This window comes from Lysinibacillus parviboronicapiens, from assembly GCF_003049575.1.
GTDB lineage: Bacteria > Bacillota > Bacilli > Bacillales_A > Planococcaceae > Lysinibacillus > Lysinibacillus parviboronicapiens.
Genome location: NZ_PYWI01000010.1, coordinates 40395 through 52405, shown reverse-complemented (window position 1 = coordinate 52405; position 12011 = coordinate 40395). Strand labels below are relative to the sequence as shown.

General features: G+C 39.2%; 11 protein-coding genes. All 11 read left to right on the top strand.

The window, feature by feature from the left end; genetic code table 11:
* Window positions 1–23 precede the first annotated feature (23 nt).
* The gene (locus C9J35_RS10565; protein ID WP_054768015.1) at window positions 24–836 is read left to right on the top strand and encodes a GNAT family N-acetyltransferase; all 813 of its coding nucleotides are present in this window, start codon (window positions 24–26) and stop codon (window positions 834–836) included.
* A 1-nt stretch (window position 837) separates the two neighbouring features.
* Window positions 838–1944 carry an o-succinylbenzoate synthase gene (gene menC, locus C9J35_RS10560; protein WP_107924476.1) on the top strand — a complete coding sequence of 369 codons (1107 nt, stop codon included), beginning with the start codon at window positions 838–840 and terminating at the stop codon, window positions 1942–1944.
* A gap of 18 nt (window positions 1945–1962) precedes the next feature.
* On the top strand, window positions 1963–3015 hold the full coding sequence (locus C9J35_RS10555; RefSeq protein WP_054768014.1) for a YkvI family membrane protein: 1053 nt from the start codon (window positions 1963–1965) through the stop codon (window positions 3013–3015).
* Window positions 3016–3463: 448 nt separating this feature from the next.
* Window positions 3464–4111, top strand: coding sequence for a TetR/AcrR family transcriptional regulator (locus C9J35_RS10550; RefSeq protein ID WP_107924537.1), 648 nt, complete (start codon window positions 3464–3466; stop codon window positions 4109–4111).
* 90 nt (window positions 4112–4201) lie between these two features.
* Window positions 4202–5344 carry an acyl-CoA dehydrogenase gene (locus tag C9J35_RS10545; RefSeq protein ID WP_107924475.1) on the top strand — a complete coding sequence of 381 codons (1143 nt, stop codon included), beginning with the start codon at window positions 4202–4204 and terminating at the stop codon, window positions 5342–5344.
* Between the two features lie 31 nt (window positions 5345–5375).
* On the top strand, window positions 5376–7010 hold the full coding sequence (locus C9J35_RS10540) for an AMP-binding protein (RefSeq protein ID WP_107924474.1): 1635 nt from the start codon (window positions 5376–5378) through the stop codon (window positions 7008–7010).
* A gap of 13 nt (window positions 7011–7023) precedes the next feature.
* On the top strand, window positions 7024–8382 hold the full coding sequence (locus C9J35_RS10535) for an acetyl-CoA carboxylase biotin carboxylase subunit (protein ID WP_107924473.1): 1359 nt from the start codon (window positions 7024–7026) through the stop codon (window positions 8380–8382).
* Between the two features lie 67 nt (window positions 8383–8449).
* Window positions 8450–8662, top strand: coding sequence for an acetyl-CoA carboxylase biotin carboxyl carrier protein subunit (locus tag C9J35_RS10530; protein WP_054768013.1), 213 nt, complete (start codon window positions 8450–8452; stop codon window positions 8660–8662).
* A gap of 12 nt (window positions 8663–8674) precedes the next feature.
* Window positions 8675–9592, top strand: coding sequence for a hydroxymethylglutaryl-CoA lyase (locus tag C9J35_RS10525; RefSeq protein WP_107924472.1), 918 nt, complete (start codon window positions 8675–8677; stop codon window positions 9590–9592).
* Window positions 9589–10371, top strand: coding sequence for an enoyl-CoA hydratase (locus C9J35_RS10520; protein WP_054768012.1), 783 nt, complete (start codon window positions 9589–9591; stop codon window positions 10369–10371). The genes C9J35_RS10525 and C9J35_RS10520 overlap by 4 nt, the downstream gene beginning before the upstream one ends.
* A 78-nt stretch (window positions 10372–10449) precedes the next feature.
* Window positions 10450–11988: an acyl-CoA carboxylase subunit beta gene (locus tag C9J35_RS10515; RefSeq protein ID WP_107924471.1), complete on the top strand. Its 1539-nt coding sequence runs from the start codon at window positions 10450–10452 to the stop codon at window positions 11986–11988.
* Window positions 11989–12011: the final 23 nt, after the last annotated feature.

Sequence of the window (12011 nt, the reverse complement as noted above, 5' to 3'; positions counted from 1 at the left end):
AGTAAAGAAAGAAGCGATTCTAAATGATTGATATTCGTGAAGTAAAAACAATCGAACAACTGGAACAGGTACAACAACTTGAATATAACGTGTGGAGTATGCCACCAATTCCAATTCATCAAACATTAACAGCAGTGAAAAACGGTGGTATCGTAGTTGGAGCTTATGATGGTGACAAAATAGTTGGTTTTAGCTACGGATTTGCCGGTTTTCGAGAGGGTAAAAGTTATTTATGTTCTCATATGTTAGGTATCGATAAAAATTATCGTTCGCAAGGAATTGGCGAATCATTAAAGCAAGCCCAGCAAGTCATTGCTATTGAGCGCGGCTATGATTTAATGGTGTGGACGTTTGACCCGCTTGAAACACGAAACGGTTATCTCAATCTATCAAAGTTAAATGGTATTTGCCACACATATATAGAAAATTGCTACGGTGAAATGCAGGATAGCTTAAATAAAGGTTTACCATCTGATCGATTGGAGGTCAGTTGGTACTTAACATCTGACTATGTAGTGCATGATGTTGCCATCGATGCAACTACAGCGGTAAATGTAGCAAACTGTATATTCAATGAGCAAGACTTACCTTATCTAAAAATATCAGAAAATTCTATTTTTAATAATAACATATACACATTACCAGTACCGAAGGGTTTTCAAACACTAAAGATACAAGACCCAGCTTTGGCATTGGATTGGCGCTTGAAAACACGTCGATTGATACAAAAATTATTTGCGCAAGGTTATACAGCAGTTCAATTACAGCAACAGGAAAACTATAACGAGTATGTGTTCGTAAAACTAGCAACATTAGGCTTGGAAGGAGCTAACTAACATGAAAATTACTGAAATTACAATTCGCCATTTAAAAATGAAATTAAAAGCACCGTTTACTACAAGCTTTGGTACGTTTGACGATAGAGATTTTTTAGTTTTAGAAGCTAAAGATGCATCAGGTACTATTGGGTGGGGAGAATCAGTTGCATTCCACTCTCCTTGGTATAACGAAGAAACACTACAAACGAACTGGCATATGCTCGAGGATTTCTTAATTCCACTAATTCTACATAAAGAAATCAAGCATCCAGATGAAGTAAACGAACTCTTCAAGCCAATTCGCAAAAATAATATGGCAAAGTCAACGCTAGAAGGTGCCATTTGGGATATTTATGCACAGCAAACAAATCAATCATTAGCAGCTGCACTTGGTGGCAACAAGGACAAAATTGAAGTTGGTATCAGTATCGGAATTCAACAATCAATCGAGGATTTAGTTGGCTTAGTAGACGGTTATGTAAAAGAAGGCTATAAACGTATGAAGATTAAAATAAAGCCAGGTTGGGATGTAGATGTGATGCGTACGTTGCGTGAAACATTTCCTGATGTAGCATTTATGGCTGATGCAAACTCAGCATATAGCCTAGCCGATGCGGATACGTTAAAGCAGCTTGATGCCTTTAACTTAACAATGATTGAGCAACCGCTGGCATCAGATGATATTATCGACCATGCGAAATTGCAAGAGCTAATCAATACACCAATTTGCTTAGATGAAAGTATTCATTCATTAGAAGACGCACGAAAAGCAGTGGAGTTAGGTAGTACGCGTATCATTAACATTAAAATTGGTCGTGTTGGGGGCTTAACAGAAGCGAAAAAAATTCATGATTACTGTGAATCAAATAATATCCCAGTTTGGTGTGGTGGCATGCTTGAGTCAGGAATTGGACGAGCTCATAATGTAGCCTTAACAACACTAGCAAATTTCATTTTACCAGGTGATACTGCAGGTTCAAATCGTTATTGGGAAAAGGATGTCATCGAGCCAGAGGTTGTTGCGCAAGACGGTTATATTCAAGTGTCTCAAAAAGCAGGAATCGGCTTTGACGTAAATGTAGACACAATCAATTCATTCACCGTAGCACATAAAACATATAAATAATTGATAAGCGGGTGTTTCATGAAAAAAAGTTGGCAAATAGGCGGTGCATTTGTTGGGTTAATCGTAGGGGCTGGATTTGCATCAGGTCAAGAGATCATGCAATACTTTACAAGTTTTGGTTTGTACGGTATTGCAGGGGCAATTGTTGCAACGATTGCCTTTGCTTTTTTAGGGATGAGTTTAGCGCAACTTGGCACGGATTTACAAACAACGTCCCATAAAAAAGTGATCTATCATATAGGCGGACGCTATGTAGGCGTAATTTTAGATATATTAATTACATTTTTCCTATTCGGCGTAGCTGTTGTAATGTTTGCTGGCTCAGGGTCAACATTCCATCAAATGTTCGGAATAAATCCGATGGTCGGTAGTATTATAATGGTGATTCTTACTATTTTAACATTGTTATTAAATGTGAAAAATATTATTAATATAATAGCATTAGTAACACCCTATTTAATGGCTATTATCTTTATTATATTAGTCTATTCAATATTTACGATGGATCTAACGATTGCCCAGCAGGAAGTGATAGCTAGGGAGCAGACAACTGCAGCGCCAAACTGGTTTATGGGTGCTCTGCTTTATGTGTCATACAATATAGCAGCGGGTGCAGCTATGTTAATTGTTATGGGCGGTACGCTGAAAGATCGTAAAGTGGCAGGATTAGGTGGGCTACTTGGTGGACTTATGCTTGGTGGTTTAATATTACTGATTAATATCGCGATGTTCGTGAAATTGGATGTTGTGAATGGAGTAGCAATGCCAACGTTAGAATTGGCCAAACAAATTCATCCAGTTATTGGTGTGCTCATGTCAATTGCATTGTTAGGGATGATGTACAACACTGCTGTTGGCATGTTTTATGCTTTTACGGTACGCTTTGTCGCACCAGAACATAAATATTTTAAACCTAGTATTGTCGTTATTGGTTTACTTGGATTTGCAGCGAGCTTAGTAGGGTTTACAACACTAGTTGGTAAAGTGTATTCAACAATGGGGTATTTAGGATTCGCTTTAATCATTGCAGTCATTATTGCATGGATACGAAAAGTACCTACAGTTGCATAAAGTTATGATTTAGTGATGTCTTAAGTAGCTAAAGTATTTTAAATAGTACTCGGGTAACAAAAATTCCAAAGCACATGCGGGACCAAAAAAGAGACTTTTAGAAGTCTCTTTTTTTATGGTGAAAGTGGTGCATGAAAATTTAATGGCAGTCATACCTTTAATGTATATGAGTAATCGTTGAGACAAAGCAAACTTTGTTATAGCTAATAAGAGAAATTATATTACGATATTGAAAATTATTATATAAAGATAAGTATCATACGTAAAATGGCGTTTTGTAATTATAGCTGTATTAAGTAAATAAATTCTCGTAATTGCAGTTAATTTCTCAGTTAATGCTAGACACCTTTTTTTGGGAATGCTATATTAATGGTGTCATAGTATTTTTTGTTATTTCCTGATTATAGGGAGTGATGGAGTAGAGTCATAAAGAGGATGATGGATGCCTATGGTAAAGAAAACATTAAAACAAAGAATTGTAGACGCTTCACTAGTACTGTTTCAGCAAGATGGCTACCACAGTGTAACTGTCGATCGAATTGTCGAATATATTGGTGCATCAAAAGGTGGGTTTTATCATAATTTCAAATCAAAGGATGAATTGTTGTATGAAATTCATGATGTGTTTATTTCCTATGTTATAAAGCAATCCCAGGAAGCTTACGATCAATATAACACACCGATTACACGGTTATGTGCTATGGTTCAAACGCTGTCACAAGTGTTTGATGTGTATCAGGCTCATATTACAGTATTTTACGAAGAAAGTCGTTCACTGCCGGAAGAGTATAGCGTGCTTATTCATAAAAAACGTGACCAATATCGGGATATTTTACAAAAGGTTATTGCAGAAGGTCAGGAGACAAATGATTTTCGTTCGGAATTGCCGTCTACGATTGTAACAATGGCTATAGTTGGGATGATTAACTGGACATATAAATGGTTTAAACAAACAGGGCCATTGACAATGGAGGAAATTACAGAAGTCTTTACGGACATGATATTACGTGCAATCGTCACTGAACAAGCTATGGAAGAAGCAATTCAATTTATGGTAAAGGTAAAGCCAGCTACAGAGACTGGTTTTATTAATTAGTAATACAAACCGACTAGTCGGTTTAAGTTGGAGCAATTGTCATCTTAACAAAATTCGCGATGGCGAATTTAACACAAGGGGGAACTTGGAATGAATTTTGAACTAACAAAAGAGCAAGTGATGATTCGAGATATGGTTCGTGATTTCGCAGAAAAAGAAATTAAACCTTATGCGCGTGAAGTAGATGAAACTTCTACAATGAGAATAGAAAGCTTTGAAAAAATGGCAGAACTAGGCTTATTGGGTATCCCGTTTCCTGAAGAATACGGTGGTTCTGGGGGAGATACTGTATCTTATGCAATTGCTGTTGAAGAAATTGGTCGAGCGTGTGGGGGCACAGGTTTAAGTTATGCAGCAGCAGTTAGTTTAGGTGCTTCGCCAATTTATAATTTTGGAACAGAGGAGCAAAAACGTGAATGGCTTGTTCCATTAGCGAAGGGGGAAACACTGGGCGCATTCGGTTTAACAGAGCCCAATGCCGGCTCAGACGCTGGAGGTACACTTACAACTGCGGTCATTGATGGCGATGATTATGTCATTAATGGTGAAAAATGCTGGATTACGAATGCAGGTCATGCTCGTCAAATTATCGTGACAGCAGTAACAGGTAAACGTGAAGATGGGAAAAAGATTATCTCATCTATTATCGTTCCCACGAATACGCCTGGTGTAACAATCAACTGTAATTACGACAAAATGGGTGTGCGTGGATCAAATACTTGTGAGATTGTATTGCAAAACGTACGTGTACCAAAGACTAATCTATTAGGTGATGAAAAGCGTGGTTTTAGTCAATTTTTAAATACTTTAGATGGGGGGCGAATTTCAATCGCAGCATTATCAGTTGGAATTGCGCAGGCTGCATATGAAAAAGCATTGCAATTCTCAAAAGAACGCGAGCAGTTTGGAGCACCTATCTCAAAATTACAAGCAATCCAGTTTAAATTAGCAGATATGGCAATGGAAATTGAGCTTGCACGTACGTTAGTACATAAGGCAGCGTGGCTAAAAGATCAAAAGAAGCCATTTGGTAAAGAAGCAGCGATGGCAAAATTATTTGCTTCTGAAATGGGCTTCCGCACTTGTAATCAAGCTATTCAAATTCACGGTGGTTCAGGATATATGAAGGAATATGATGTAGAACGTCATTTACGTGACATTAAGTTAATGGAAATTGGTGAAGGTACATCGGAAATTCAACGACTCGTTATTGCTCGTCTAATCGGCTGTTAATAAGTAAATAGCACATAGAAGGAGGATTTTCATGGCACAGCTAGTGTATCAAACAATTGGTCAGTTGCTAGATGAAAAAACAGAAAAGTATCCTAAACGTGAAGCGCTTGTGTATGCAGATAGAGATTTACGAATGACTTATGAGGAGCTAAATTATCAAAGTCGCTTAGTTGCTAGGGGGTTAATGTCTCTTGGAATCGAAAAGGGAGATCACATTGCTGTGTGGACGACAAATGTACCAGAATGGGTGCAATTGCAGTTTGCAACAGGGAAAATGGGAGCGCCAATCGTCACTGTTAACACAAATTATCGTGCACATGAATTGGAATATCTATTAAAGCAATCAGATGCAAAAACGATTATTTTAATTGAAAATTTTCGAGACCATTCTTTTATAAATACACTACAAGAGTTATGTCCAGAGTTAGAACATTGTGAACCAGGTAATTTACAATCGAAGCGCCTACCTTTATTGAAAAATGTTATTTTAATTGGTAACACGAAGTATCCTGGTGTGCTCAACTGGTCAGATGTATTAGCCGCTGCAAAACAAGTAACAGAGGAACAATTAGCTCAAAGACAGCAATTACTTCATTATGATGATGTCATTAATATTCAATATACATCAGGGACAACTGGTTTCCCAAAGGGTGTAATGTTAACGCATTATAACTTAGTGAATAATGCGTTAAATATTGCTGAGTGCATGCGATTAACATATGAAGACCGCTTGTGTATACCTGTGCCATTTTTCCATTGTTTTGGCTGTGTAATTGGTACATTGGCGATTACAACTAGTGGTGGCACGATGGTACCAGTACAGGAATTCTCCCCTGCAGAAGTATTACGAACAGTAGAGAAAGAAAAATGTACAGCGTTACATGGCGTACCAACGATGTTTATTAGTGAATTGAATTTACCGAATTTTTCGTCATATGATTTATCGTCATTACGTACGGGAGTAATGGCAGGCTCTAATTGTCCTATCGAAGTGATGAAAGCTGTCATCGACAAAATGGGTATGACAGATGTGACAATATGCTATGGACAAACAGAATCCTCTCCAGTTATTACACAAACGAGAGCAGATGATCCTCTCAATTTAAAAGTCGAGACAGTTGGCCGTGCATTACCAAGTTTAGAAGTGAAAATCGTAATTCCTGGTACAGATGAGGAAGCTACTCCACATGAGCAAGGTGAGCTATGTACGAGAGGATATCATGTCATGAAAGGGTACTACAAAAATCCTGAGGAAACTAAACTTGCTATCGACTCAGATGGATGGCTTCACACAGGAGATTTGGCTACAAAAGATGATGCAGGTTATGTTCGAATAACCGGTCGTTTAAAGGACATGATTATCCGAGGTGGCGAAAACTTATATCCACGCGAAATTGAGGAATTTCTTTACACGCATCCAAAAATTTCTGATGTGCAAGTTGCAGGCGTCCCTGATCCAGTTTATGGCGAGGAAGCAGCAGCCTGGATTATTTTACGAGAAGGCGAACGTGTAACAGAAGAAGAAATCCGAAACTTTTGCAAAGATAAAATTTCAAGACATAAAATTCCAAAACATATTTTCTTTATCGAGAGTTATCCGATGACAGCATCGGGAAAAGTGCAGAAATATAAATTACGTGAGGGCTTTGCGGCGACGGTGAAATAAAGGAGGTAAGGAAATGTTCGAGAAAATTTTAATTGCCAATCGTGGTGAAATAGCTAGACGTATCATTCGAACGTGTAAACGACTGAAAATTCAAACCGTGGCTGTTTATTCAGAAGCGGATGCTGAAGGCTTACATGTTAGGGAAGCAGACGAAGCATATTGTATCGGAAAGCCACCAGTTGCACAAAGTTATTTAAATATGGAGCGGATTCTTGAAGTGGCTAAGGAAAGCGGTGCTGATGCAATCCATCCAGGTTACGGCTTATTATCGGAGAATGCTAGTTTTGCTCAACGCTGTAAGCAAGAAGGCTTAGTTTTTATTGGGCCGAGCGCTGAAGTTATTGCATCAATGGGCAGTAAATTAGAAGCTAGAAAGACTATGAAGGCAGCAGGTGTACCGATTGTAGAAGGTGTAGAAACAGCCGTCAACGATAGTACTGAAGCTATTGAAATTGCTTCCCGTTTAGGGTATCCCATTATGTTGAAAGCTTCCGCTGGTGGTGGTGGCATTGGGATGCAACTCGTGGAAAATGATGAGGAGTTAGCAAAAGCTTTTGAAGGTAATCAAAAACGCGCACAATCATTTTTCGGTGATGGCACGATGTATATGGAACGATTTATTGCTAATCCCCATCATGTAGAGGTACAAATTATCGCTGATTATGCTGGCAATGTTGTTCCGTTATTTGAACGCGAATGCTCGATTCAACGGCGTAATCAAAAAGTTGTAGAGGAGGCACCATCTCCATTCATCTCTGAAGAAACGAGGCTACGTATGTTAGATGCTTCTATTCAGGCAGTTAAACATATCGGTTATGTCAATGCCGGCACAATCGAATATTTGGTGGATGCAGAGCAAAATTTTTATTTTTTAGAGATGAATACACGTTTACAAGTTGAACACCCCGTGACAGAAGAAATCACGAAGCTGGATCTCGTAGAAGAGCAATTAAAAGTTGCGGCTCAGCAGCCATTAACATTTACGCGCGATAGCATTCAAAAACAAGGGCATGCAATAGAAGTACGAATTTATGCAGAAAATCCAATAACTTTCTTCCCGTCTCCGGGTCTGATTACAGCACTAGAGTTACCTGCTGGGGAAGGTATTCGTCATGAATGCGGGGTAGAAGCAGGCTCAGCAGTGACACCGTTTTACGATCCAATGATCAGTAAATTAGTCGTATGGGGGGAAACGCGCGCAATCGCATGTGAGCGACTAATTCAGGCACTTAAGGAGTACAAAGTAGAAGGTATTCAGACCAATATTCCGATGCTTTTAAAAACTGTAACCCATGAGCAATTCTTAAAAGGACAGACAACGACTAAGTTCGTTGAGGAATATTATTTACCGCAACTAACGGAAACGAAATAACAGTGCCGAATATGCGCCTGAAATATCGAAATAAATTTTGACACAATACTATTTGGAGGGATTTTTTATGGCAATAGTGAAAGCGAGTATGGCAGGAACAGTATGGAAAATCGTTGTAGCAGAAGGCGAAAAAGTAACAGCAGGGCAAGACGTAGTAATTTTAGAATCCATGAAAATGGAGATTCCGATTGCTGCAGAGGAAGATGGAGTTGTGACAAAAATTATTGCCAATGAGGGAGATTTCATTAACGTAGATGACGATATTTTAGAAATCGAATAAGGAGGCATCTATATGCAACTACCGAAGCATGTAACGTTAAAGGAAGTTGGCCCCCGTGATGGCTTGCAAAATGAAAAGGCACACATTACTACTGCAGATAAAATACAACTAGTGAATTTACTTAGTCAGACGGGATTAAATTATATTGAGGTAACGTCGTTTGTCCATCCAAAATGGATCCCTCAATTGGCGGATGCGGTAGAGGTCCTGCAAGCCATCAAGCGAGAAAAAGATATAACATATGCGGCACTCGTACCAAATATGCGTGGCTTAGAACGCGCTTTGCAAGCTGATATTGATGAAGTGAACGTCTTTATGTCTGCAAGTGAAAGCCATAATCAAAATAATATCAATAAATCAATTGCTGAAACATTTCCTATATTAGAGGAAGTAGTAACAGGGGCAAAGAACGAGCATAAAAACGTACGTGGTTATATTTCAACGGTGATTGGTTGCCCTTATGAAGGCTACATACAGCCAGAAAAGGTTTTACGAGTAACTGATAAATTACTAGAAATGGGCGTCGATGAAATTTCTCTAGGTGATACAATCGGCGTTGGTGTACCAACACAGGTAGAGTCTCTTTTAGAAGAACTATTAAAAAGATACCCCACAGAAAAATTTGCGATGCATTTTCACGATACGCGTGGTACAGCACTTGTAAATATTATGAAATCCTTAGATATGGGGATTACAAAATTTGATAGTGCACTAGGTGGTTTAGGTGGATGTCCTTATGCGAAAGGAGCATCAGGCAATATTGCCACAGAAGATTTATTGTATCTATTAGATGAAATGGGTATAAAAACAGGTGTTAACATGAAATCTTTGCTAGACGCGGCGCATTTTATAGAACAAAAACTAGGAAAAACAGTTGCGTCTAAACAAATGGCAATTGTCCGTAATGAAGGGAGTGCTAATGTTCTATGACACAACTTGTTCGTTTTGAATTGATAGCAGGAAACATAGGACTCATCACGCTAACACGACCTGAAGCAGCAAATGCAATGTCTGTACAGTTATTGAATGAGCTTGGAGCCACTTTGGATAAAGTAAACGGAGATCCGACAGTACGGGTTGTATTGCTAACAGGGACAGGGCAAAAGGCATTTTGTGCTGGAGCTGACTTAAAAGAGCGTAAAGGTATGTCTGATCGACAAGTAAAACAAATTGTGCAATTGATTGGTGCGACAGTTACCAAAGTAGAAGCATTGGCGCAACCAGTTATTGCCGTGTTAAATGGAGTTGCATTTGGTGGTGGTCTTGAGTTGGCTCTTGCTTGTGATTTACGTGTTGCAGCTGCACATACGCAATTAGGTCTTACTGAAACATCGTTAGGTATTATTCCGGGCGCAGGAGGCACACAACGTTTACCGCGACTGATTGGTATCGGAAAAGCGAAGGAATTAATTTATACTGCACGTCGATTAAATGCAGTAGAAGCAAAGGAATACGGCATAGTAGAGTATGTATTTGACGGCCATGAGCTACAGGAAAAGGCACAACAACTTGCACTCGAAATGGCGAAAAATGCGCCACTATCTCTTATGCAGGCGAAAATTGCTATGAATCAAGGTGTTGAAGTAGATTTAGCAACAGGCTTGAAAATTGAATCACTTGCATACAGTGCTCTTATCCCAACGGAGGACCGTTTGGAAGGCCTGCTTGCTTTCCAGGAAAAGCGGTCGCCACAATATTCGGGACAGTAATTTATTTTGATTCAGAAATAGTAGTGTCCTATCTTTTAAGATAAGGGCTAATGGAATGGGCAAAAGGAGGAATTGGACATGAGCAACGTATCGACAGAAAATACGACAAATACGATGAAGGAACAAATTTTAGCAGGAGGACTGCCGAAATATCACGAAAAAAATGCGCAACAAGGTAAGTTATTCGTACGTGAACGACTTGAATTATTATTAGATGATGGTCTTCAATCAGAGGACGGCTTGTATGCTAACTGTTTAGCAGGTGATTTACCAGCAGATGGTGTAATTACAGGTATTGGTAAAATTCACGGTCGCACAGTATGTGTTTTGGCGAACGATTCCACAATCAAAGCAGGTTCTTGGGGAAAACGAACTGTCGAAAAAATGATTCGTATACAAGAGACGGCTGAGAAGCTAAACTGCCCATTGCTATATTTAGTCGATTCGGCAGGCGCACGCATTACAGATCAGTTAGAAATGTTCCCTGGTCGCAGAGGGGCAGGACGTATCTTCTATAATCAGGTCAAGCTCTCAGGCAAAGTACCACAAATTTGCTTATTGTTCGGTCCTTCTGCAGCTGGAGGTGCTTATATTCCAGCATTTTGTGACATCGTAGTGATGGTTGAGGGGAATGCTTCTATGTACTTGGGGTCACCACGCATGGCGGAAATGGTCATTGGTGAAAAAGTGGATTTAGAAACGATGGGCGGTGCTAAGATGCATTGTTCTGTATCTGGTTGTGGAGATGTACTGGCAAAATCAGAGCAGGAAGCGATCGCATATGCACGCAAATATTTGAGCTATTTCCCAAATAACTATGCAGAGCGCAGTAAAGTGGAAGAGCCAAAGCCACCGGCATCATTTGAAAAGTCAATTGAAGAATTAATTCCAAAAAATCAAAATTCTCCTTTTGATATGTATCAATTAATTGATCGACTAATTGATGAAGATTCTTTCTGCGAAGTAAAGAAATTATTTGCTTCAGAATTAATTACTGGACTTGGACGCATAAATGGTCAATCTGTCGGTATTATCGCCAACCAACCTCGTGTGAAGGGCGGTGTACTATTCCACGATTCGGCTGACAAAGCAGCGAAGTTTATTTCATTATGTGATGCATTCAATATTCCCCTAATTTTCCTTGCAGATGTACCGGGCTTTATGATTGGTACACAAGTAGAAAAGGCTGGTATTATTCGTCATGGTGCGAAAATGATTTTCGCTATGAGCGAAGCGACTGTGCCTAAGTTAACAGTTATCGTACGTAAGGCATACGGGGCAGGGTTGTATGCAATGGCAGGTCCAGCTTTTGAACCTGATTGCTGTATTGCATTATCAAACGCACAAATTGCCGTAATGGGCCCTGAAGCAGCTGTAAATGCTGTGTATGCAAACAAAATTGCTGAGCTTCCAAAGGAAGAGCAGGCAAACTTTATTGCAGAAAAACGCAAAGAGTACCAAGAGGAAATTGACATATATCGCTTAGCATCGGAGCTAATTATTGATGATGTCATTGAACCGAATGATTTACGTAAAGCATTAGAAACACGTTTAGAATTATATATGTCGAAATATTTGTTGTTTTCACAACGGAAGCATGGTGTAAATCCCGTATAATGGCATATAAAATTTTTTAAGGG